Annotated in this window: 27 protein-coding genes; 21 read left to right on the top strand and 6 right to left on the bottom strand. The window is 51.9% G+C overall.

The annotated features are described in order from the left end of the window. Positions 1 to 38 precede the first annotated feature (38 nt). On the bottom strand, positions 39 to 851 hold the full coding sequence (locus EVJ29_RS06675; RefSeq protein WP_070327821.1) for a Cof-type HAD-IIB family hydrolase: 813 nt from the start codon (positions 849 to 851) through the stop codon (positions 39 to 41). A 164-nt stretch (positions 852 to 1015) separates the two neighbouring features. Here EVJ29_RS06675 and EVJ29_RS06670 point away from each other — a divergent pair, with 164 nt between their 5' ends. From EVJ29_RS06670 to nfsA, 14 genes are all read left to right on the top strand, one after another. Continuing rightward, positions 1016 to 1210 (top strand): YjzD family protein, encoded by a 195-nt coding sequence (locus EVJ29_RS06670; protein ID WP_070327820.1) that lies wholly within the window; start codon positions 1016 to 1018, stop codon positions 1208 to 1210. A gap of 68 nt (positions 1211 to 1278) precedes the next feature. Next, positions 1279 to 1698 (top strand): thioredoxin family protein, encoded by a 420-nt coding sequence (locus EVJ29_RS06665; RefSeq protein WP_071399264.1) that lies wholly within the window; start codon positions 1279 to 1281, stop codon positions 1696 to 1698. After that, positions 1695 to 2480: a phosphatidylserine decarboxylase gene (locus tag EVJ29_RS06660; RefSeq protein ID WP_083273994.1), complete on the top strand. Its 786-nt coding sequence runs from the start codon at positions 1695 to 1697 to the stop codon at positions 2478 to 2480. The genes EVJ29_RS06665 and EVJ29_RS06660 overlap by 4 nt, the downstream gene beginning before the upstream one ends. Before the next feature lie 139 nt (positions 2481 to 2619). Beyond that, on the top strand, positions 2620 to 3246 hold the full coding sequence (locus EVJ29_RS06655) for a YqeG family HAD IIIA-type phosphatase (RefSeq protein ID WP_070327818.1): 627 nt from the start codon (positions 2620 to 2622) through the stop codon (positions 3244 to 3246). 133 nt (positions 3247 to 3379) lie between these two features. After that, complete coding sequence (gene yqeH, locus EVJ29_RS06650; RefSeq protein ID WP_016508207.1) at positions 3380 to 4492, top strand: ribosome biogenesis GTPase YqeH; 1113 nt, start codon at positions 3380 to 3382, stop codon at positions 4490 to 4492. After that, positions 4489 to 5274 (top strand): shikimate dehydrogenase, encoded by a 786-nt coding sequence (aroE, locus tag EVJ29_RS06645; protein ID WP_071399265.1) that lies wholly within the window; start codon positions 4489 to 4491, stop codon positions 5272 to 5274. The genes yqeH and aroE overlap by 4 nt, the downstream gene beginning before the upstream one ends. 5 nt (positions 5275 to 5279) lie before the next feature. Next, positions 5280 to 5576 (top strand): ribosome assembly RNA-binding protein YhbY, encoded by a 297-nt coding sequence (yhbY, locus tag EVJ29_RS06640; protein WP_016508126.1) that lies wholly within the window; start codon positions 5280 to 5282, stop codon positions 5574 to 5576. Then, positions 5573 to 6142: a nicotinate-nucleotide adenylyltransferase gene (locus EVJ29_RS06635; RefSeq protein ID WP_070327816.1), complete on the top strand. Its 570-nt coding sequence runs from the start codon at positions 5573 to 5575 to the stop codon at positions 6140 to 6142. Before yhbY ends, EVJ29_RS06635 begins: the two co-directional genes overlap by 4 nt. Continuing rightward, positions 6132 to 6689: a bis(5'-nucleosyl)-tetraphosphatase (symmetrical) YqeK gene (gene yqeK / locus EVJ29_RS06630; protein WP_070327815.1), complete on the top strand. Its 558-nt coding sequence runs from the start codon at positions 6132 to 6134 to the stop codon at positions 6687 to 6689. Before EVJ29_RS06635 ends, yqeK begins: the two co-directional genes overlap by 11 nt. Before the next feature lie 10 nt (positions 6690 to 6699). Further along, complete coding sequence (gene rsfS / locus EVJ29_RS06625; RefSeq protein ID WP_070327814.1) at positions 6700 to 7047, top strand: ribosome silencing factor; 348 nt, start codon at positions 6700 to 6702, stop codon at positions 7045 to 7047. Further along, positions 7047 to 7772 carry a class I SAM-dependent DNA methyltransferase gene (locus EVJ29_RS06620; protein ID WP_131489947.1) on the top strand — a complete coding sequence of 242 codons (726 nt, stop codon included), beginning with the start codon at positions 7047 to 7049 and terminating at the stop codon, positions 7770 to 7772. Before rsfS ends, EVJ29_RS06620 begins: the two co-directional genes overlap by 1 nt. Before the next feature lie 124 nt (positions 7773 to 7896). Further along, entirely contained in the window at positions 7897 to 8484 is a 588-nt protein-coding gene (locus tag EVJ29_RS06615; protein WP_131441066.1) for a hypothetical protein, read from the top strand. Positions 8485 to 8597: 113 nt separating this feature from the next. Continuing rightward, positions 8598 to 10067, top strand: a complete 1470-nt coding sequence (locus tag EVJ29_RS06610) for a catalase (RefSeq protein ID WP_131504837.1) — start codon at positions 8598 to 8600, stop codon at positions 10065 to 10067. Positions 10068 to 10210: 143 nt separating this feature from the next. Beyond that, positions 10211 to 10960, top strand: a complete 750-nt coding sequence (nfsA, locus tag EVJ29_RS06605; protein WP_131504836.1) for an oxygen-insensitive NADPH nitroreductase — start codon at positions 10211 to 10213, stop codon at positions 10958 to 10960. An 80-nt stretch (positions 10961 to 11040) separates the two neighbouring features. Here nfsA and EVJ29_RS06600 read toward each other — a convergent pair whose 3' ends face one another. The 3 genes from EVJ29_RS06600 to EVJ29_RS06590 all read right to left on the bottom strand — a co-directional run bounded on the left by EVJ29_RS06600 (position 11041) and on the right by EVJ29_RS06590 (position 13993). Then, positions 11041 to 12165: a TlpA family protein disulfide reductase gene (locus tag EVJ29_RS06600; RefSeq protein WP_131504835.1), complete on the bottom strand. Its 1125-nt coding sequence runs from the start codon at positions 12163 to 12165 to the stop codon at positions 11041 to 11043. A gap of 63 nt (positions 12166 to 12228) precedes the next feature. After that, positions 12229 to 13629 carry an MBL fold metallo-hydrolase gene (locus tag EVJ29_RS06595; protein ID WP_070327806.1) on the bottom strand — a complete coding sequence of 467 codons (1401 nt, stop codon included), beginning with the start codon at positions 13627 to 13629 and terminating at the stop codon, positions 12229 to 12231. A 67-nt stretch (positions 13630 to 13696) separates the two neighbouring features. After that, positions 13697 to 13993 carry a rhodanese-like domain-containing protein gene (locus tag EVJ29_RS06590; RefSeq protein ID WP_070327805.1) on the bottom strand — a complete coding sequence of 99 codons (297 nt, stop codon included), beginning with the start codon at positions 13991 to 13993 and terminating at the stop codon, positions 13697 to 13699. A gap of 114 nt (positions 13994 to 14107) precedes the next feature. On the opposite strand from EVJ29_RS06590, the gene EVJ29_RS06585 reads away from it, so the two are divergent. From EVJ29_RS06585 to EVJ29_RS06555, 7 genes are all read left to right on the top strand, one after another. Further along, positions 14108 to 14479, top strand: a complete 372-nt coding sequence (locus EVJ29_RS06585; protein WP_236633423.1) for a rhodanese-like domain-containing protein — start codon at positions 14108 to 14110, stop codon at positions 14477 to 14479. A gap of 41 nt (positions 14480 to 14520) precedes the next feature. Next, a complete protein-coding gene (locus EVJ29_RS06580) occupies positions 14521 to 15300 on the top strand; it encodes a sulfite exporter TauE/SafE family protein (RefSeq protein WP_016508199.1) in 780 nt (259 codons plus the stop codon). A 206-nt stretch (positions 15301 to 15506) separates the two neighbouring features. Beyond that, complete coding sequence (locus EVJ29_RS06575; RefSeq protein WP_131504834.1) at positions 15507 to 17414, top strand: LTA synthase family protein; 1908 nt, start codon at positions 15507 to 15509, stop codon at positions 17412 to 17414. A 400-nt stretch (positions 17415 to 17814) separates the two neighbouring features. After that, complete coding sequence (locus tag EVJ29_RS06570; RefSeq protein ID WP_131504833.1) at positions 17815 to 19296, top strand: SulP family inorganic anion transporter; 1482 nt, start codon at positions 17815 to 17817, stop codon at positions 19294 to 19296. 15 nt (positions 19297 to 19311) lie between these two features. After that, positions 19312 to 19725: a universal stress protein gene (locus EVJ29_RS06565; protein WP_070327803.1), complete on the top strand. Its 414-nt coding sequence runs from the start codon at positions 19312 to 19314 to the stop codon at positions 19723 to 19725. Between the two features lie 57 nt (positions 19726 to 19782). Then, positions 19783 to 20397 (top strand): class I SAM-dependent methyltransferase, encoded by a 615-nt coding sequence (locus EVJ29_RS06560; protein WP_131504832.1) that lies wholly within the window; start codon positions 19783 to 19785, stop codon positions 20395 to 20397. A gap of 57 nt (positions 20398 to 20454) precedes the next feature. Further along, a complete protein-coding gene (locus EVJ29_RS06555) occupies positions 20455 to 21705 on the top strand; it encodes an MFS transporter (RefSeq protein WP_131504831.1) in 1251 nt (416 codons plus the stop codon). Here EVJ29_RS06555 and EVJ29_RS06550 read toward each other — a convergent pair. Both EVJ29_RS06550 and EVJ29_RS06545 read right to left on the bottom strand, forming a co-directional pair. Next, positions 21702 to 22652: an arsenic resistance protein gene (locus EVJ29_RS06550; RefSeq protein ID WP_236633422.1), complete on the bottom strand. Its 951-nt coding sequence runs from the start codon at positions 22650 to 22652 to the stop codon at positions 21702 to 21704. The genes EVJ29_RS06555 and EVJ29_RS06550 overlap by 4 nt on opposite strands. A 56-nt stretch (positions 22653 to 22708) precedes the next feature. After that, positions 22709 to 22903 (bottom strand): hypothetical protein, encoded by a 195-nt coding sequence (locus EVJ29_RS06545; protein ID WP_236633421.1) that lies wholly within the window; start codon positions 22901 to 22903, stop codon positions 22709 to 22711. Between the last annotated feature and the right edge of the window lie 30 nt (positions 22904 to 22933).

Genomic DNA, 22933 nt, shown 5'->3' with positions numbered 1-22933 from the left:
GTCAAAAAACCCGCTGAACGGTTTTCAGCGGGTTTTTGTTATGATTTGATGCCAAATTTCTCTTCGAGGTAGATGGCGATGCCGTCATCCATGTTCGAAGCGGTCACTTCGTTGGCGACGACTTTGAGCTGGCTGATGGCGTTGCCCATCGCGACGCCCGTGCCGACGTAGTCGAGCATTTCGAGGTCGTTCTCTTCATCGCCGAAAGCGATGATGTTCTCACGGCTAATGTTCAAGTGCTTCGATACTTCGCGAAGGCCGAGCGCCTTCGATGTATTTTGGCTCATGACTTCGATCATATGCTCGGGCATGCGCCATTGACGGTTCAAGACGGCTTCAGCGTGCACTTTGTTCAAGCTGGCCCGGACGTTGTCGACGTGTTCTTTCGTCGCGTGGATCAAAAGCGACGTCGGCTCGTCTTGCAAGTGCTTGAGCAAGTCACCCGACGTGACGCTGAGTGCCCGTTCGGCGTAAGGACCGTAAAATTCTTGCGGATCTTTATGGAAATAGACGTGGTCGGTCACTTCGACGACGATGTTGTGTGCTTTCGTCTCCGATACTTCTTCGATGATGTCGTGTGCTGTTTTAAGTGGGATCGGACGGTGTGTGACCGCGTAGGACGTATCTTTCGGGTGATGGACGAGCGCTCCGTTGAAATTGATCAAAGGCGTCGTCAAGCCGAGTTGTTCATAATACATGATCGAGTGGCGATGGGGCCGTCCTGTTGCGATCATGACTTCATGGCCGGCATCACGAGCCGCTTGAAGAGCGCGGATGTTCCGTTCGCTGATCGTCTTGTCATCTCGTAACAACGTACCGTCTAAATCGACTGCGATTAAATAACGTGACATAAGTCATCCTCTTTTCTACATTGTGTACTATTTCTCTGACCGTACCATATTTCACGTTTCGACGGAAAGAATATACAATCGAGGTCGCATATTGTGCAGCAACAATGATATACTATTGTCGTATGGAATTTTATGAATCATCTGTGAGATGGAGGGGACTTTCGATGCGTTACTTAGTCACATTGTTCTGGGCGATCTTGCTTTCGAATACAGCAGTCTTTATCATTTCAGCTGTCGATGGCGTGACGTTCAATGCGGTGCTCGCAACAGCCTTTGGCGTGGTCATCACAATCTTTATCGCGCTCTTGGATACACTTAACCAAGACATGGGAATCAACGACGTCGCCCAAGAAAAGTAAGACGTCCACAACCAAACTGGCTCATATCCGAGTCAGTTCTTTTTATACACATTTAGGAGGGATCGACCATGAAAAACAGTGCCAAACGCGCCAACTTCATTACGTTCGCCATCATCGGTGCCATCATCGTGATCGGGATCGCGCTCTTATTCTTCTTGAATAATGCGAATGAAGAGACCGGCGTCAACGCCGTGTCAGCGAACGAGCTCGAACAGAAAATTGACGAAGAAGAAGAGGTCGTCGTCTATTTCTGGCAGACGGGTTGCGAATATTGTGAGCAAGTCAAACCGTATGTCGAACCACTCATCGAGGAGTATGACGCGGTCTCGATCAACTTGGCCGATCATGACGTCTGGACGACTTATGGCATTAACGGAACACCAACGATGATTCGTTTTAAAGACGGTCAAGAAACGGGTCGTGTCGAAGGGGCCGTCTCGGAACAACAATACGAAACGTTCTTTAAAAACGAGGAGGCCGCACAGTGATCAAAAGCCGCTTGTATCAGACGTTGTTTGAATTGAATGCGACACCGTTCATCGCCAAGCGGCTCCGTCAGTTCGCCGAGTCGAAAGCGAGCCGCGCGTTCATCCCGTCGTTCGCGAAAACGTATCAAATCGATATCGCTGAAGCGGCAGAGCCGATCGACGCCTATCCGAGTCTGCACGCCTTTTTCACGCGCCACTTGAAAGACGGGGCGCGCCCGATCGATGCAAACACGGACACGGTCGTATCACCGTGCGACGGACAACTGTCGATCGTGTCCGCCATAACAGACGAGAGTCGGTTTGAAGTGAAGGGGCAGTCGTATACGCTCGCCGAGATGCTCGGTTCACAGTCAGAGGCGAGACGGTATGCCGGCGGGACGGTTTGCGTGCTCTACTTGAGCCCGCGTGACTACCACCGTGTCCATGTCCCGCTCGCAGGCCGAGTGCTCAGCCATTACGAGCTCGGCGACCGTTCGGCGCCGGTGAATGAACTCGGTTTGACGGAGACGGTCCGCCCGTTGTCACGTAACTATCGCCGTGTCACACGCTTTGAGAGCGTGGCCGGACGTTACGAGCACATCATGGTCGGCGCTTTGAACGTCAATACAATCGAATGGACCCATGACGGCGAACGTGTCGATAAAGGGGCCGAGGTCGGTTACTTCTCGTTCGGCTCGACCGTCATCCTCTGTTTTGAGAAAGATCGTGTCGTCATCGACCCGGCGAAAATTGGTCCGGTCCGGCTCGGTGAAGTCATCGGTTCGATTCAATCGAACGCTTGACTGGTAAGTGAATAGACAACAATTTTCTGGCCGGTCAAACGAGACACTAGTCGTTTGGCCGGTTTTCGTATAACATAGAAGGGATATCAATACTTGTATAAGCTGTTGAATCGCTTTAGCTAATTGGAGGAATACAAACGTGTTTAATCGACTTTATCCGAAACAGTTCGTCGCGTCAGTATTTGACATCGACCTTGAAGACTTGAAAGACCGTGGTGTCCGCGTCATTTTGACGGACCTTGATAATACACTCGTGGCCTGGGACGTCCCGCACGCACCTGAGCTTCTTTTGCTATGGCTCGAGAAAGTGAAATCACATGGACTCGATGTCATCGTCGTCTCGAATAATAACGAGAACCGCGTGCGCACGTTTACGGAACCGCTCGGTCTTCATTATGTGGCGCGTGCGAAAAAACCGTTGCCGTCTGGGTTCAAGCAAGCACTTGCCAAGTACGGCTATTCAACCAAAGAAGCGATTTTCTTAGGCGATCAAATCTTCACCGACGTGCTCGGCGCCAATATGGCAGGCATTCACGTCGTTCACGTGCAGCCTGTCGTCAAGACGGACGGTCTCGTCACGAAGTTCAATCGCATGCTGGAGAAAGTCGTATTCGCGCATATGAAGCGTCGCGGGAAGTACGTGTTGATCACGAAAAAAGTGGAGGAAATCGCAGTCGATGCGAAGCGGGCCAAAGTGGCCGTCGCTGAAAAGATCGGCGAGGCGATGCACTCACGTTCAGAAGATTCACATAAAAAAGATAAATAAGGGCCTCGAACGCATAGGAAGAAGGAGGCTGTCTTGTACGGCGCGTAAGACGTCGGAATTAACGCTTCAGGAGTAGCGGCGAGGCGCTACGAAGAATGAAGAAGAGGAAACTTAAAGGACAGCACATACGAATATGGAAGAAACGAAACGTTATTGCGCCGGTTGCGGCGTTCTCATTCAAACAGAAGACCCGACAGCAGTCGGTTATGCACCAAAATCGGCACTGGATCGCGAGATCGTCATTTGCCAACGCTGCTTCAAATTGAAGCATTACAACCAGATCCAAGACGTCGAATTGACGGACGATGACTTCTTGCGCATCTTGAACGGGATCAGCGCCAAAGAAGCGCTCGTCATCAAAATCGTCGATATTTTTGATTTCAACGGAAGCTGGCTCCCGGGACTTCAACGTTCGGTCGGATCGAACGATGTCTTGTTAGTCGGGAACAAAGTCGATCTACTGCCGAAGTCGGTCAACCCGAACCGTATGGCGAACTGGATGAAGACCGAGGCGAAAGAACTTGGCTTGACGCCGGTCGATGTCCATTTGATCAGCGCTAAAAAAGGTCACGGCATCGACGAACTAGCAGAGAAGATCGAGTACTATCGCAAAGGGAAAGACGTCTACGTCGTCGGTTGTACGAATGTCGGGAAATCGACACTCATCAACCAAATCATCAAGCGCTTCGGTGCTGAAGATGAAGCGATTATCACCGTCAGTCATTTCCCGGGAACGACGCTCGACTTGATCGACGTCCCGCTCGACGATGATGCGAACCTGTACGATACGCCAGGGATCATCAACCGCCATCAAATGGCGCATTACGTCGACGCGCGCGATTTGAAGACGATCACACCTAAAAAAGAGATCAAGCCGCACGTGTTCCAATTGAACCCGCAGCAAACACTCTTCTTTGGTGGTCTGGCTCGTCTCGATTATCTGGAAGGCAATAAACGTTCATTCGTCGTCTACATGTCGAACGAGTTGAAGACACACCGGACGAAGCTCGACAAAGCAGATGAGCTTTATGAAAACCATATCGGCAAAATGCTTAACCCGCCGAACGAGAAGACGTTGCAATTGTTGCCGCCGCTCGTGCGTCATGAATTTAGTCTCCGTGACGGCGTCAAGACGGATATCGTCTTTAGCGGACTCGGTTGGGTCGCCATCCACGGAAAAGGTGGACGGATTGCCGCTTGGGCACCAAAAGGAGTCGTCGTCACATTACGCGAGGCGCTCGTATGAGACTGGCCGTCATCGGTCACCCAATCGCTCATTCGCTCTCTCCCTCCCTGCACGAGCAGTGGCTGAGAGCGTCTGGGCTTTTCGGGCGGTATGACGCGCTCGACGTCACAGCGGACGAGCTCGCCCCGTTGTTTCAGGCGATGCGGGACGGGGACTATGACGGGTTCAACGTCACGATCCCGTACAAGGAAGCGGTCATCCCGTTGTTAGACGACTTGGAGGATTCAGCCAAGTCGGCCGGTGCCGTCAACACCGTCTATAAGCGGGACGGCCGTTTGATCGGCGCGAACACGGACGGCGTCGGTCTTGTGACCGCACTCGACCCGTACACCGACTGGTCTGGTCGTGTGCTCGTCATCGGGGCGGGTGGAGCGGCCCGCGGGATCATCAGCGCGTTGCCGACCCGAAACGTCACGGTCACGAACCGGACGATCGACCGGGCCGAGCGTCTCGCGAAGACGTTCGGCATCGAGTCACAACCGCTCGGTGATGTCGACGTCGCCCGCTACGACGTCATCATCCAAACGACATCGGTCGGCATGGATGGAGTACAATCCCCGCTTCCGTTAAATGGATTACGACAAAACACCGTCATTTGTGATATCATATATCGTCCACTCGTCACACCGTTTTTAAGCGATGCCACAATCCGAGGCGGTAAAACCGTGAACGGGACTGCCATGTTCGTCGGGCAGGGAGCGTTGGCGTTCGAACGCTGGACAGGTGTGAAACCGGATCAAATTGTCGGAATGAAGTTAATTGAAAGCTTATTGGAGGAATAAAAATAATGTTATCAGGTAAACAAAAGCGATTTTTACGCGCCGAGGCACACAACCTCTCGGCCATCTACCAAGTCGGAAAAAACGGCGTCAGTGAAGCGATGTGCAAAGACATCGGCGATGCGCTCGAAAAGCGTGAACTGTTAAAAGTCCAAGTTCTTCAAAACTGTCTCGACACGCCGAAAGACGTGGCTGGAGAGTTGGCTGAAGGAACGAAGGCAGAAGTCGTTCAAGTCATTGGAAAAGTCATCGTCTTGTACAAACAGGCGAAAGAGAAAGAGAATCGCCAAATCAAGCTTCCATGAGTCGCATCGGGCTGATGGGGGGCACGTTCGACCCACCGCATCTCGGTCATCTGTTGATCGCCGAGCAGGCGAGAGAACAACTCGAGCTCGACGAGGTCTGGTTCTTACCGGCAGCGATCCCGCCCCATAAGGCCGGGTTCAGCCGGGCGGACGACCGGATCGAGATGACGCGGCGGGCCATCTCCGGTCACCCGGATTTTAAGCTCAACTTGATCGAGTTCGAACGAGCTGAACCGTCATACACGGTCGAGACGATGAAACGGTTGCGGGAACAGTATCCGGCTGACACGTTCTTCTTCTTGATCGGGGCCGATTCACTCGACGCGCTCGAGAAGTGGCACGACTATGAGACGCTGACTACGCTCGTCACGTTCGGTGCGGTCGCCCGGCCCGGGAGCCGCTACCGAATCCCGAGCCGAGCTGACGTCCGTACGATCGACATGCCGCAGCTTGAGATCTCGTCGACCGACATTCGGGAACGTGCGAAACGGAACAAGTCGATCACGTATCTCGTCCCATGTGAAGTCGAAACTTATATCAAGGAGCACGATTTGTATGACGTATGAACAGGCACAGGCATTGATTGAACGAACGTTGCCTGAGAAACGGTACATCCATACGCTCGGTGTCGTCGAGACGGCAGAACGTCTCGCCCGAACGTACGGAGAAGACGTAGACCAGGCCCGGCTCGCGGCAATGTTGCACGATTATGCGAAGTACCATGACCGTGACGAGATGCGTCAAATCGTCTTAGACGAGCATCTCGACCCGTTGTTGCTCGAGTTTGATGACGAACTGCTTCATGCGCCGGTCGGAGCGGTCTTGTTAGACCGCGCCTACGACCTCGACGCTGAAGTCATATCGGCCATCAAAAACCACACTACCGGCGAACCCGGCATGTCGCGCCTCGATCAAATTTTATTTGTCGCGGATGCGATTGAACCGAATCGTCGGTATCCCGGTGTCGACGTGTTGCGCGATTTGGCAGACGTTTCACTTGAAGCGGCCGTCGTCGCGACACTGCGCCATACGATTAACTATTTATTGAAGAAGTCGGTGCGGATTTTCCCGCAGACGATTACGACATATAACTATTATTTGAACACACCTTAGGAGGGTCTATATGACTGTAAAAGAAGAACTTGAATTGATTGTAAAAGCTGTTGACGATAAACGTGGGGAAGACATCGTCGTCCTCGACATGGAAGGTATCTCACCGATCGCCGATTATTTCGTCATCTGCCACGGTAACTCTGAGAAGCAAGTCGAAGCGATCGCACGTGAAATCAAAGACGTGGCGGGCGAGAACGATTTGCCGCTTAAAAAATTCGAAGGTATGGACTCGGCACGTTGGGTGCTCGCTGACCTCGAAAACGTCGTCGTCCACATCTTCCACCGTGACGACCGTGACTACTACAACCTTGAAAAATTATGGGCTGACGCGCCGCACGTCGACGTGGAAGTCGGCTAATGACGTACGAAGGGTTCGCCTACGTATACGATGAGTTGATGAAAGATGCCCCGTACGCGGATTGGGTCGCGTTCGTGCGGCGCCACGTCGCGGACGGTGCATCGCTTGCCGACGTCGGATGCGGGACGGGCTCAGCGACGATTCGGCTGGCCGAGCATTACGACACGATCGGTCTCGACTTATCTGAGTCAATGCTCGAAGTCGCCCAAGAGAAAGCGCTTGAAGCGGGCGTCACGCTGCCGCTCTGGCAACAAGACATGCGTGAGCTCGAACTGCCGGCTCCGGTCGATGCCGTGACGATCCTTTGTGACTCGCTTTGCTACCTTGCAGACGAGGCCGACGTCGTCGACACGTTCGAGGCGGTATATGAGCAACTGAAGCCGGGCGGGACGTTCATCTTTGACGTCCATTCACCGAACAAGATGGAGACGCTCTTCAACCAGAAGACGTACGCGTCGAACGGGGAAGACTGTTCTTACATCTGGTTCGCTGACCCGGGCGAGAAGCCGCTCTCGGTCATCCACGATTTGACGTTTTTCGTCGCGCTCGAGGATGGCACGTACGAACGCGTCGAAGAGACGCACGAGCAGCGGACGTATGAGCCAGGGCAGTATATGCAATGGCTCATCGGTGCCGGCTTCCACGTGAAATCGGTCACGGCCGACTTCACGGATCAAGCTCCGGGCCGAAACGCCGAACGAATTTTCTTCGTCGCCCAGAAATAAACGAGACCCCATCGCGAGAAGCGATGGGGTCTTTGTCATATGGAAAAATGTATGTACTTGTTCGATGAGACGCGGAAATGGGAATAAGTCCGTAGAGACATTTTACAGAAAGAAGGCACGTATCATGAAGCTGACACGAGGACGACTGTTAGAATTCGGATTCGTCTTGTTCATGGGGATTATTCTCATCACGTCCATCATTCAAGGAGCGTGGTTTAACGCGAGTGTCGCCGGGGCGGGGATCGTCTCGGGACTGATTCCGTTCATGTTGGAGAAAATATTTAAAACCGAGTTCGATGCCAAGATGAAAATCGCCTATATTATTTTCCTGTTCGCCTCGCAATATTTGGGTTCGATCGTCGGATTATACAGCAATGGATGGTGGGACACGTTTTTGCACGTGTTGAGCGGGATATTTTTGGCGTTTCTTGGTTTTGACTTCTTTAGTCGTCTCGATGAAGACACACGGCTCGAGATGCCGAAGCGCTTTCTCTTCGTTTACATCGTCGTCTTCTCGATGGCGGGCGCGGCGTTATGGGAGATGTATGAGTTCACGTCAGACATTGTGTTGCAGACGACGATGCAAGGGAACGGGAACGATGACACGATGGTTGATATAATTGCCGGATCGCTCGGAGGGATCATCGCTGCCTTATTGGTGACAGAAATCCATCGGAAAGAGCAGATTAAAAAGAAGAATGGAACCACCTAAAAATAATAGCGCTTACAAAACGTTCGAGACGTCTCGAGCGTTTTATTTGTAATAATTATTATCTTTTAATATTATTAATTTAGTAATAATGATTATTAAGAGGAGGCAATAATATGGATCAACATCGTCATCTAACTACTAACCAAGGCGTCCCAATCGGGGACAACTCCAACTCCATCACAGCCGGCCGCCGCGGCCCAACGCTTCTCGAAGATTATCAGCTAATTGAGAAACTCGCCCACTTTGACCGTGAGCGCGTGCCGGAGCGGGTCGTTCATGCCCGTGGTGCCGGAGCACACGGTGTCTTCAAAGTTAAAAATAGCATGAAACGATATACGAAAGCCAAGTTCTTGCAAGAAGTTGGCCAAGAAACACCAATTTTTGCCCGCTTCTCGACGGTCATCCACGGTCTCGGTTCACCGGAGACGCTTCGTGACCCGCGTGGATTCTCAGTCAAGTTCTACACCGAAGAAGGGAACTATGACTTCGTCGGAAACAACTTGCCGGTCTTCTTCATCCGTGATGCAATCAAATTCCCAGACGTGATCCACTCGCTCAAACCGGACCCACGGACGAACCTTCAAGACCCGGACCGTTTCTTCGACTTCATGTCGCTCACACCGGAATCGACGAGCATGCTCGTTCACTTGTTCAGTGATGAAGGCATCCCGGCGTCGTACCGTCATATGCGCGGTTCATCGGTCCATTCGTTCAAATGGGTAAACGAATTTGGGAACACGGTGTACATAAAGCTCCGTTGGGTTCCGAAGCAAGGTATTAAAAACTTGTCGATGGACGAAGCAGCCAAAGTGCAAGCGGAAGACTTCAACCATGCGACGCGCGACTTGTTCAACGCGATCGAAGAAGGCGACTTCCCGGAATGGGACCTTTACGTCCAAATCCTCGACCCGGCCGACATGGGCAACTTCGACTTCGACCCGCTCGATGCGACGAAAGACTGGTTCGAAGACGTCATCCCGTATCAACTCGTCGGCACGATGACGCTCAACAAGAACGTCGACAACTTCTTCGCCGAGACGGAATCGGTCGGGTTCAACCCGGGCGTGCTCGTCCCTGGGATTCAACCGTCTGAAGACAAGATGCTGCAAGGCCGTCTGTTCTCATACTCAGACACGCAACGTTACCGCATCGGGGCGAACTATCTCCAACTCCCGATCAACTGCCCGTTCGCGCAAGTAGCGAACAACCAACGTGACGGCGCGATGCCGTTCAAACAACAGACGAGCCCGGTCAACTACGAGCCGAACCGTTATGAGGACACACCGAAACCGGATGCGGCTTATATCGAAACCGAGCAACCGATCACAGGAGTAACGGGTCGTCAGAAAATCGAGAAGACGAACGACTTCGGGCAAGCGGGCGAAGTGTACCGCCGCTACTCGCAAGACGAGAAAGATGGTCTCGTGCGTAACTTGGTCGCCCACATTAAAGAAGTCCGTCATGAGAAGACGGTCCTTCTCTTGATCTGTAACTTCTACCGTGCCGACCGCGACCTCGGGGAACGCCTGTCGAAAGAATTGAACGTCGATATCACGCCGTTCTTGAGTCAAGTGACGGAATAAATCATCAGCAACAGAGATACCTAACCGTATCTCTGTTTTTTTGTTTACCGTGGATACTCTACGAAGTGCAAACGTGAGTGAAAGCCTCCAAAATTGTCGAGAGTCTTCCCGTATGCCAAGATAAGAAAAAAGGGGGAAGCTGCATGAATCAAATCATCGAGACATTACTGAACCACCGCTCCGTCCGCTCGTTCACGGACGAGACGCTGACCGACGAGCAGATCCGTCTCATCGTCGAGAGTGCCCAGCGCGCCTCGACGTCGAGCTTCATCCAGGCGTATTCGATTATCGGCGTGACCGACCCGGAGAAGAAGGCACGCCTCGCCGAGATTGCCGGCAATCAGCAGTACGTCGTCGACAACGGTCATTTCTTCGTCTTTTGTGCTGACCTTTACCGGCACGAACTGATCGGGCAACTGCAAGAAGCCGCCGTCAATCCGACGCTCGAGACCGATGAGAAGTTGCTCGTCGCCGTCATCGACGCCGCGCTCGCGTCACAGAATGCTGTCGTCGCCGCCGAATCGATGGGGTTGGGCATTTGTTACATAGGCGGGATCCGCAACGATATGTCGGCGGTCAAAGAGTTGCTCGGTTTGCCGGAGCGGGTGTTGCCGCTGTTCGGGCTCGCGGTCGGTGTCCCGGCGCACGTCGAGGATCAAAAACCGCGGCTCCCGCTCGAGCATATCTATCATGAGAACACGTACGACGCTGATCCGATTCAACTGAAGCAAGAGCTCACAGCTTACGACCAGACGATTCACGACTACTATGCGGCACGTGGATCGAACCAACGCAGCGATACATGGACGGGCCAGATGGGACGGATGTTGTCGAAGCCGACCCGGCTCGATGTGAAAGACTTCTTGAAGACGCAAGGCTATTTGAAGCAATGAAAAAACCGCCGGCTTGAACTACCCCATTAAAAGTTGGATTTTCATGTCCAACTTTTTTGGTTCAGTTCAACTGGCGGTTTTTAGTTGGTTTTGGTATCGAGCCACGCTTTATCGATCGCACCGAACTGCTTGGCGACGATGACACCATTTTCATCGAGCACATACGTCGTCGGCATCGCTTGGATCCGGTAGGCGTTCCCGACGGCACCGTCCTCATCGTAGACGACTTGGAACGCGTCTTCATAAGGCGCGACGAACGACCGCGCCTCGTCGACGTCACGTTCACTCGTCGTCGTGTTGACGGCAACGATCGTCACATCATCTTGCTCGCGGGCAAACTTGGCCATATCGGGCATCTCGGCCCGGCACGGCGGGCACCAAGACGCCCAAAAGTTGACGACGACACGCTCTCCGCGTAAGTCTTCTAAGTTAAGCGTCGTACCGTCCGTTCGTTTCAATTCAAAGTTAGGCGGAACTTGACCGATGTTCAGTCCTGCCGCTTGAGACGAGTCGGCAACGAGCGTGGGTGTCTCGTCCGGTAAGCTCGCGTTGATGATTGCGAGCGCGACGAGGGCACCGAGACCGGATTGGACGATGCGGCGTGACGGTTTGGCGACGTACCCGGCGAGTCCGACTAAAGCTGCGAACGGGATGAGCCACAGCAAATTCACCGTTGTCGTCGCATACGTGCTCACGAGCCAGATAGCAAACGCACCGACCGTCGTCCATAGCAAGGCACCGACCGATGGCGAGCGCATCCAGCGCCACGTCACAACGATTAAGCCTGCGATGAGCAGGGCAGTGTACAGATGGAGCGGTTGAGCGGTCGCGATAAACGGGAGCGTTCCGTACTTCGGCACGACGATCGTCACACCGAACCATAAAAGTAGGGCTGAAAATAGCCAATAGCCCCGAAGCCCGGGAGCAAGCCGGAAGACAAAAAATCCGATCGTTGCAATGGCGACGAGGATCGACCAGATACCGCCCGTCGCGTACAGCGATAGCGCCAAACTACCGGTCGAGGCGAGGCCGATGATGATGGCGCTCAGTTTCCAGGCGAGAAACCCGGCGAACCACGTCCCGAGGACGGCGTCGCGGTCTTTTTCCGTTAATCCGATTTTTTTGAAGCCGATGTAGAGACCGAGCAGACTGACCATGAAGACGAGCAGGTCGAGTCGCACGTTCAGTGGACCGATTGCAATCACGATATCCCTCCTAGAGAAAAAGCGCCCAAACGAGTGGGCGCTTTCTTTGTTTTTAGTATAGCATTAGCCGATTTGTTCTGCGTTGAGGACGGTCTTCATCGCAGCATAGCCACCGAGGATGTTTTGAATATCCTTGTAGCCGAGCGATTGAAGGACGCTCGCGGCCATACGTGAACGGACGCCTGACGCACAGTGGACGGCGATCGTCTTGTCTGTCGGTAGACCGTCGTGGTCACGCATGAGTTTACCGAGCAAGATGCGCTCTGCTTTCTCATAGTGACTCGCGTTCCATTCTGTCGCGTTGCGGACGTCAAGGACGAACACGTCGTTCTTCTCAGCTGATTCGATTGCTTGTTCAGCCGTCACGTCCGTGTACGTTTCTGTCAATAGTTCTTGACCGAGCTCTTCGACAGGGACGATGAAGCGGAGACGGTCTAGACCGATTGATTGAAGGTCTGTCTGCACTTCTTCGACGTCTTCCGCGCTCGCGATGAGCGTGATGTCTTTGTCGAAGTTAACGAGCCAGCCGGCCCATGAGACGAATTTTGTGTTGTAAGGGATGTTGATCGTCCCAGGGACGTGACCTTGCGCGAAGTCTTCTCCTCTACGTGTGTCGACGACTTGCGTCGCTTCGACGAGTGTGTCGAGACGGTCCGTGCCGACGACTTCTGGACGAGCGATCTCGTTCGTCACTTGGATGCCTTCTTTGTTCACTTTTTTCATCATCGCGAAGTAGTTCGGCGGTTCTGGTTGGTCTGTCGTCAACTCTTTGATGAATGCGTCTTTGTCCGTCATTTGGAGCGCCCAGTTCGTCGCTTTCTCATAACCGACCGTTGACGTTGGGATCGCGCCAAGCGCTTTCCCACAAGCGCTGCCGGCACCATGGCCAGGCCAGACTTGAACGAAGTCAGGGAGAGCCTTGAACTTGTTAAGCGAGTGGAACATTTGCTCGGCACCGATGGCCGTCGTTCCTTTCACGCCGGCCGCTTCTTCGAGCAGGTCAGGGCGTCCGATATCGCCGACGAAGACGAAGTCGCCTGTGAAAATACCCATCGGTTGCGTTTGGTTGCGGTCATAGAGCAAGAACGAGATGTGTTCCGGTGTGTGGCCTGGTGTGTGCATGACTTCGAGCGTGACGTTACCGACTTTGAACGTGTCGCCGTCTTTGACGAGTTTCGAGTCGATGTCTTTCGCGAACGCATATTTCCATGACGCGTCACCTTCATCTGACAAGTAGGCTGTCGAGCCAGTGCGTTTCGCAAGTTCGAGCGAACCTGAGACGAAGTCGGCGTGGATGTGTGTCTCAGCCGTCGCGACGATCGTCATGCCTTCTTTTTCAGCTTCTTGCAAGTACGGTGTGATGTTGCGAGCCGGGTCGATGACGACCGCTTCGCCGGTCATTTGGCAACCGACCATGTAAGATGCCTGTGCTAATTTTTGATCATAGAAATAACGTAATAACATATGATATACCCCCTAGAATAGTTGACTGTAAACGTTAGTTGTTGTGCTGCTTTATATTTAGAAGTGATTAAACCGTTTCGCCTGTCCAGCTCATCATGCCGCCGTCGACGTTGATGACGTCAAAGCCGAGTGAGTCGAGGTAAGCTGACGCGTTCATGCTGCGTCCGCCTGCCGCACAGATGACATGAATCGGTTTCGTGCGGTCGAGCTCATCGACTTTCGCACTGAAGTCAGACAACGGTACGTTTTTCGCTTGTTTGATGTGTCCGCCTGCAAATTCATCCGTTTCACGAACGTCGATCAAGTTGAGCGTTTCATCCGTGCTTAGCAATGTTTCTAATTCAGTCGTCGTAATCGTCTTCATGTGGTATTAATCCCCTTTTCTAATCAAGTTATGTTTAAAGTGAGTAACTTTCGTTGTTTTTAATATACCCCCTAAGGTATACTCAATGCAAGGAAAAGAATTGGAGGTCAAAAATTGCGTAAATTAACGATCATCTTATCGATTTTAGTGATTGTGACTGTCGGAATCGTAGTTTTCACTTCGAAAGAGGATGGAATCACCCAAATCGACGTCGAAACACTACAAAACAGATTGGAAAACGAAGAAATAACCTTGTTGGACGTCCGTGAACTAGAAGAATACGAGGGGGGGCATATCGAAGGAGCGGTGAACGCACCACTTTCTTCATTAAATGAAACCGAATTACCTTATGCGAAAGATGAACCGATCTATATCATTTGCCGCAGTGGCAATCGAAGCGCCCAGGCGGCCGAGTTGTTGCAGGATCGAGGTTATACGGAAATTTATGACGTCTCAGGCGGTATGATCGCTTGGGAACAGAAATAAAACTCACTTATCTAATAGGGTAGGAAACTGGAGGAGCTAGTATGGAGTTAGAGTTTATCATCACAATCTTTTTGATCGGCTTTATCGGATCATTCATCTCAGGGATGGTCGGGATCGGCGGGTCAATCATCAAATATCCGATGTTGTTGTACATTCCGCCGCTTCTTGGCTTCGCGGCGTTCAGCGCCCACGAAGTATCTGGGATCAGCGCGATTCAAGTGTTCTTCGCGACGATCGGTGGGATTTATGCGTATCGTAAAGGCGGCTATTTGAATAAACAACTCATCCTGTATATGGGTGTCGCCGTCTTGATTGGAAGTTTCATCGGGGGCTACGGCTCGACGCTGTTGTCGGAGAACTTGATCAACGTCGTCTATGCGGTCCTCGCGACGATTGCGACGATCATGATGTTCTTGCCGAAAGCGAACGTCGAAGACTTGCCGCTCGACCAAGTCACGTTCAATAAACTGATCGCGGCCAGTTCGGCGTTTATCGTCGGGATCGCAGCCGGGATCGTCGGAGCGGCCGGAGCGTTCATCTTGATGCCAATCATGCTCGTCGTGCTCCGTATCCCGACGAAGATGGCGATCGCGAGTTCGCTTGCGATCACGTTCATCTCATCGATCGGGTCGACAGCAGGTAAGATCATCACCGACCAAATCGTCTGGGAACCGGCTTTCGTCATGATTATCGCGAGTTTGATTGCGGCACCGATCGGGGCGAACATCGGGAAAAATATGAAGACAAAGTCGCTCCAGATGATTTTGGCGTTGCTCATTTTAGCGAGTACGGTCAAGATCTGGATGGACATCATCGGCTAAATGAATCGTGTTTCAAAGGCTATCGAGTTCACTCGATAGCCTTTTTTAGATGAAGATTGCAATGAAATTGTTAAGTTTATGTAGCATTGTAAACGTCAAAAAGTTGAATTAAGTTCAAAAGAACGTTAAAATACTCTTTATACGTCTGTACGTTTGTTAGTCGACGCACTAACTTACCATATGAAAATGACCTAAGGAGTGTTTGAATGAATCACACGAATCAATCGAACGGGAAATTAGAGCGGTTCCGTCACGCGGCAACCGACTCGTTCCGGACGCATCGCCTGTTTTGGATATTTACGATCCTGTTATGGACGAAGTCACTGATTGCGTATCAGTTCTTCTTTAACATGCCACCTGAGAACGCGGTCCAAGCGTTCATTCTGTTCATCAACCCGTTAAGTTTCACGTTGTTCTTGTTTGCCTTTAGTTTCTTCTTCGGAGGCAATAAACGGAAGTGGGCGCTATACGGTCTTTACACGGTGTCCTCGCTCATCTTGTTTGCGGATACAACCTACTACCGTGAGTTCACGGACTTCTTGACTGTGCCGTTATTGTTCCAATCGTCGAACCTAGAGACGTTATCGTCGTCATTCCTGTCGTTGCTTGAATGGAAAGACTTGCTTCTGTTAGGAGATCTCGTCGTGCTTCCGTTCTTGCTCTGGAAACTAAAAGAGACAGGCAAAGCGTCACAACGCCGCGTGTTGCTCACGTTCGGTGCAGCTGCCGCCGTGTTCGGCTTTAACCTTGTCCTCGCAGAGACGGAGCGCCCAGAACTGTTGACGCGTTCGTTCGACCGTGAACTGCTTGTTAAAAACTTAGGTACGTTCAACTTCCACGTCTATGACGCGATGCTTCAAACGAAGACATCGGCGCAAAAAGCGCTCGCGGACGGTTCTGAACTCGATGAAGTCGAGAACTACACGCGTCAGAACTATGCGGCGCCGGACCCGGACATGTTCGGGAAGTATAAAGGCAAGAACGTCATCGCCATCTCGCTCGAATCGACACAGAGCTTTACGCACAATATGAAAGCTTCGAACGGCGAGTACATCACGCCAAACTTGAACAAGTTGATCGACGAGTCTCACTTCTGGCCGAACTATTACCATACGACCGGTCAAGGGAAGACGTCGGACTCTGAGTTCGCGCTCGACAACTCGCTGTACGGATTGTCGCGTGGCGGCGTCTACTTCACGAACGCCGACAACGAATATGATGCGCTTCCTGGTGTCATCAAAGAAGACAACTACTATTCGGCGGTGTTCCACGCCAACAACAAATCGTTCTGGAACCGCGACCAGATGTATCAAAACATCGGCGTCGATGAGTTCTTTGATGAGAAGAGCTACGATTTAGGCGACCCGGCCAACATGACGGAATGGGGTCTCCTCGACGATGAATTCTTCTTACAGTCGGTACCGATGCTCGAAGAACTGCCGGAACCTTACTTCGCGAAGTTCATCACGCTGACGAACCATTTCCCGTTCACAATGCCGAGTGCGGACCATGAACTCGTTCCGAAATTCGAGACGAACTCGACGACGCTCAATAACTTCCCGCAAGCGCTCGCGTATCAAGACTACGCCCTCGGGTTGTTCATTGATGAGTTGAAAAAGAACGGGACATGGGACGATACGATCTTCGTCGTTTATGGTGACCATAACGGTATCTCGACGAACCATAACGCTGCCATGGCCGACTTGCTCGGAAAAGATGAGTTGACGCCATATGACGTGGCAAAACTCCAGTCTGTCCCGCTCGCGATTCATTTGCCTGGTCAAGGTCAAGGTGAAGTCCATGAGACGATCGGGAGCCACGTCGACTTGAACCCGACGATTCAACATTTGCTCGGGTTCGATACGTCTGATCAAATCGGATTCGGTAACGACTTGTTCGCGCCAGAACGCAACGATCGCGCCATCTTCCGTGACGGTACGATCGTGACAAGCGACTATTTGTTCACCCAGTCAACGTGTTATGACGCCGAGACAGGAGAAGTCGTCGATGACGCGAAAGTATGTACGCCACTTGAAGACGAGGCGAACAAAGTACTTGAGATGAACGATAAGATCATCTATTCGGACTTGCTTCGCTTTAAAGAAAATAACTAAACACTCGAGAGAAAAGATTTTAAAAATCTTTTCTCTCTTTTTTGTTGTCTGAAAAATAAATCGGCGGCGAAACCGGATTGACTATGGTGGAAATTAGGGTAGGTGAGGTAAGCGATTACATGATTGGTGTGAAGGGGAATACGAAGTCGAAACAGCGAGAGAAAGTGAAGAGAGAGAACGAAGTGTGTCGTTATAGTCTTATAAAAATGAACGAATCCGCTCGCAGATAGCTCGGAAAAAGTTGAGGCTCATCGGTTGCCATCGTGCTCATTCTCGGGTAACATCTGAGTTGTTGTGAAGTTATGAACGAACTGTGAATACGGCTCCTATAATTTAATTAAGTTGATTTCTGTGAGAGTCAGAAATCAATTTAAAAATTTTTATAGAGAGGTGTGTTCATTTGGAAAAATTGAATACGGTAAAACAAGAATGGCTCGGGAATCCCCGTGCTGAAGTAATGGCAGGGATCGTCGTGGCCCTTGCACTCATTCCGGAGGCAATCGCCTTCTCACTGATCGCTGGATTAAATCCGATGGTAGGACTATATGCGTCCTTTATCATCGCGATGGTCATTTCGATTACAGGAGGACGCCCCGCGATGATTTCGGCCGCGACGGGCGCGATGGTACTCCTTGTCGTCGATCTCGTAAAAGATTATGGACTTCAGTACTTGCTCGCTGCAGGGATACTAGCTGGTATTATCCAAATCGTGCTTGGTTTTCTTGGTATAGCTCGTTTAATGAAGTTCATCCCGCGTGCGGTTATGGTCGGCTTCGTTAACGCCCTTGCCATTTTGATCTTCCAAGCCCAGCTTCCGCAATTTGGAGGCGAGACGTGGATCATGTGGGCCATCGTTGCAGCATCGCTTGCAATCATCCTTCTGTTCCCGCGCATTACGTCAGCAATCCCGGCGCCGCTTGTCGCCATCGTGGCGATGACGTTGCTCGTGTTCTTTATGGGACTTGAGACGAAAACGATCGGAGATATGGGGACGATCACGGCAACGCTGCCGATGTTCCTCTTGCCGGACCTCCCGCTCACACTCGAGACACTTATGATCATCTTGCCTTATTCGTTCTCGCTCGCCTTTGTCGGTTTGATTGAGTCGCTATTGACGGCTCAAATCGTCGATGACATGACGGGTACAGATTCGAATAAGAACCGTGAATCAAAAGGTCAAGGGATCGCCAACATCATCGCTGGTTTCTTCGGTGCGATGCCAGGATGTGCGATGATCGGACAATCGGTCATCAACGTCTCGTCTGGAGCACGGGGTCGCTTGTCGACGTTCTCGGCAGGACTTGCGCTCCTCATCATGATCATGACGATGAGTAACATTTTAATGCTGATTCCAGTCGGGGCACTCGTCGGTGTCATGTTCTTCGTTGCCTATGCGACGTTCGACTGGGGCTCACTCAAAACGCTCAAGACAGGTCAAAAGACCGATTCGCTCGTCATGGTCACGACGGTACTCGCGACCGTGCTCACGCACGACTTGTCGATCGGTGTCATCACCGGAATCGTGACGGCCGCCGTCATCTTCGCCGCGAAAATTTCGCGTGTTGAGCTGAAGCGCCACCAAGACGGACACCGTGCACATTATGAAGTGAACGGACAGCTGTTCTTCGCGTCTACGTCTGACTTTGTCAACCAGTTCGATGTCGAAGCAGATGTCGAAGCAGACGTGAAACAAGTCAGTATCGACTTCGCCAACACCCATCTTTGGGACGATTCGGCCATCGGGGCCATCGATAAGGTCGTCTTCAAATATCGGACGGTTGGAATCGAACCAAAACTGTTAAACTTAAACAAAGATTCAGAGAAGCTGTTGAACACGCTGGCGCTCCATCTTCGTCAACAAGATGCGAACGTCGGCCACTAAAAGGGGGAACTTACAATGAGTAAAATCTTTCTAGCGATTGATGGTTCAGATCATTCGATGCGTGCCACCCAAAAAGCGGTCGAACTCGCCAAAGTGACATCATCTTCAATCGATGTCGTCCATGTCGTGTCACCGAAAGAATCAAAAGAAAGCGCCCTTCAATCGACGGGTAAAATCGATCTTGAAGTGAGACGGAAACAACGTCTTCAAGTGTTTTTCGATGCGATCACCGAAGCGGGCGTTTCGTACGAGTATATCGAACTCCGCGGCGAACCTGACGTTGAACTCGTCAACTACGCCAACCATGAACCGTATGAATTCGTGGTCGTCGGCTCGCGCGGCCTCAATACGTTCCAAGAGTTCGTATTGGGCAGTGTCAGCCACAAGCTTGCTAAACGTTCGTTGTCACCTGTGATCATCGTTCGTTAACAGACAGCGCCACGAGACTTTCGTGGCGCTTTTGCTGTATAGAAAAAGGAGGAGCTTATGACATTGAATTATACGGGAGAACGGGTCATCCCAGATCAAATGGACCCGCTGAACGGTATGTTACTTGAACATATTGCCCGTTATCATTTTTCATTGTTGTACATGGACGGGCGCGTGCTCGACTTTGCGAGCGGTGTCGGATATGGCAGTCAGTTGATTGCGAAAAATTTGAAGGGGCAAGTCGATGAGGTCGTCGCCCTCGATTTATCAGAAGAGACGACACGTTATGCACGAGGCCGATATTATCATCCGAACGTGACCTATGTCGTCGGGGATGTGCTCGATCGAACCTTACCCGAACAACTCGGCACGTTCGACTGTATCGTCAGTTTTGAGACAATCGAGCATGTGGACGATTTTGCAGGGTTCATGGCGAACGTTTGGGAGTTGCTTAAACCGGGTGGTACGCTCGTCTTGTCGACGCCGTTCGGTCAAGGAGTCGGTAAACCGACGAACGAGCCGTTTCACGTCCATCAATTTACAGAACAAGAGTTTACAGCGTTGTTCGATCGGTTCGCCTCGACCGAGTTCTATTACCAACGAGGTGTGCTCGTCGAACCGAAACGACTTGAGCGTCATTATCCGATCGGGATCGCTGTCGCTACAAAATAATAATTGAAAAGGCGATGGAAATAAAATCGTCTTACATAACAGAGGAAAAGGAGCAAGATGATGCGAAGACTTCGAAAACCATCCTACTACGGATGGTATATGGTCATGATCGCGGGCCTCGGTGTATTTTTCTCGGGTCCCGGTCAGACGTACTTTATCTCAGTTTTTATCGACCAATACATAACCGATTTTGGCTGGTCGCGTTCTGAAGTATCGAGCGTTTATTCGGCCGCGACGCTCGCCTCGGCCGCCTGTTTATTTTTCGTCGGTCGATTGATCGACCGCTTTGGGCAACGGGCGATGATGGTCATCGCCTCGATATTGCTGGCGGTCGCTTGTCTGTTCAACAGTTACGTCACGAACTTGACGATGCTCTTCTTCGGCATCTGGATGCTCCGCCTGTTCGGGCAAGGGTCGATGACGCTCATCCCGAACACGCTCGTCCCGCAGTGGTTCATCACGAAGCGTGGCCAGGCGCTCAGCTATATGGCAATCGGAGGGTTCTTGAGCTCGGCCGTCTTTCCGCCGCTCAACGTCTGGCTCGTCGGTTTGATCGGTTGGCAAACGACGTGGCAAGTGTGGGGACTGCTCGTGCTCGTCTTGTTCACACCGCTCGCTTATCGTTTCGTCCGCAACCGCCCAGAAGACATCGGACTTTTGCCGGACGGAGGGACGAATCCTCATCCGAGCAATAAATCGACGACGACACCGATTCATATCGACGTCGATTTCACGTTCCAAGAAGCGCTCAAGACACGTGCTTTTTGGCTGATCTTGTCGTGCATCGGCATCCCGGCGCTCGTCAACACAGCGATCACGTTCCACTTGATCTCAATTTTTGAAGAGCAGAGCCTACCACCGGTGACGGCCGCGATCGTTTTGAGCTTGATGGCGATCCTCGGCTTCCCGGTGACGTTCGTCGCGGGACGGATCATCGATGTCGTGAAAATCAATTATGTATTGATCGGTATTTTTGTGACCGAGATCATCTTTATGGTCATCCTGCAATATACGTCGACGTTCTCAATCGCGATGCTGTTCGGGGTGATCTGGGGCATCAGCAACGGCTTTGAGCGCATCGCTTTAAACTATGTTTGGCCGTACTACTTCGGTCGGGCCGCGCTCGGCAGCATCAGCGGCCTGGCGACGTCGGTCATGGTACTTGGCTCGGCGGTCGGACCGTTGCCGTTCGGGATCGCCTACGACTTGTTCGGCAACTACGAGTCGATCATTTGGTATTCGCTCGTCTTCCCGGTCATCGGCATCCTCGCCGCCTCATTCGCGGTCAAACCGACGCTCGTGCGCTAACCGAGTCGACGTTCGGCTCCGTTTAGTCGCCGGATCACGAAGGAAGCGGCGACGAGCACCGGCAATTCAATCAACGGCCCGATGACCAAGACGAGGGCGATGAGCGGCTCGTTCGGGAATGCGGTCGTCGCGATGGCGAGCGCGATCGGTGAATTCCGCGCGAGCGTCGTCATTTGTAGACTTGTCACGGCCGCGTCTTCACGCAACAGTTTCTTGCCGACACGGCGGCTTATGACAAAATTGACGATGAAAAATAATAGCAACGGTGCAATTAACAATCCGAGGATCGAGACGTGCTCGATCAAGAGCCGCCCTTGTGAGGCAAAGATCGACATGACGGCGAGACTTAACAAGATGATCGGCCATAAGCTGACGCGCGCGAGCCGCCGCAACTGGTTCGACTTGGCGAGAAAGTACCTCAGTCCAATCGCTGAGCCGAGCGGGATCGCTAAAACGGCTAGACTATGTAGGAACACCGAAACTGAGATCACGCTCGACGTCCCTGTCAAAACATAAAGATAGACCGGTAACAGCGCGAGTTGAAGTATAAGGTTGAGCGGCAAGATGCTGAGCGAGGCGACGACGTCGCCTTTCGCGAGACCGGTGAAGACGATATACCAATCGGTGCATGGCGTGACCATGAGCATGATGAACCCGATCCAAAGCGCCGGGTGGTCGGACAAGAAGACGCTCGCGAGTGCAAATGCGAAGACGGGTGTCCAGACGAAGTTGAGGACGAGACTCGTGATCGTGAACGTGCGGTTTGAAAACGAATGCCGGATTTGGGCGAACGGGATTTGAATGAACGTAAAGAATAGCATCGCCATAAGCAATGGAACGATCGCACCGTCCGCGATTCGACGCAGCGTCTCGATCGTCCCGAACGCGAGACCAGTCAAAACAGATAGAAGTATGAATATGGGGTATAATTTCTCGAATCGACTCAAAGGGCCACCTCTTTTCCATTAGCAAAAACGTACCACAAAAAAACCCGATGAACGAGTCATCGAGTGATGAAATAGTATAGCAGTCCGAGCGCCACGAATGAGACCGGGAATAGGACGATATACGTCCAAGACACGAGCGACCAGCTTTTCTTTTGGCTATAGTCTGATTTGTCTTTTCCGAGACCGACCATGATCGTGAAGACGAGGGCGATCAAGCAGACGACTAGCGATAATCCGATTGTGAGATACATCATACCACTTCCTTTAACGTTTCTATACCT

This window comes from Exiguobacterium sp. SH4S7 (genome assembly GCF_004336795.1).
Classification (GTDB): domain Bacteria; phylum Bacillota; class Bacilli; order Exiguobacteriales; family Exiguobacteriaceae; genus Exiguobacterium; species Exiguobacterium aurantiacum_A.
The sequence above is the reverse complement of the archived record's forward strand: the minus strand, read 5'-3'. Positions and strand labels throughout refer to the sequence as shown.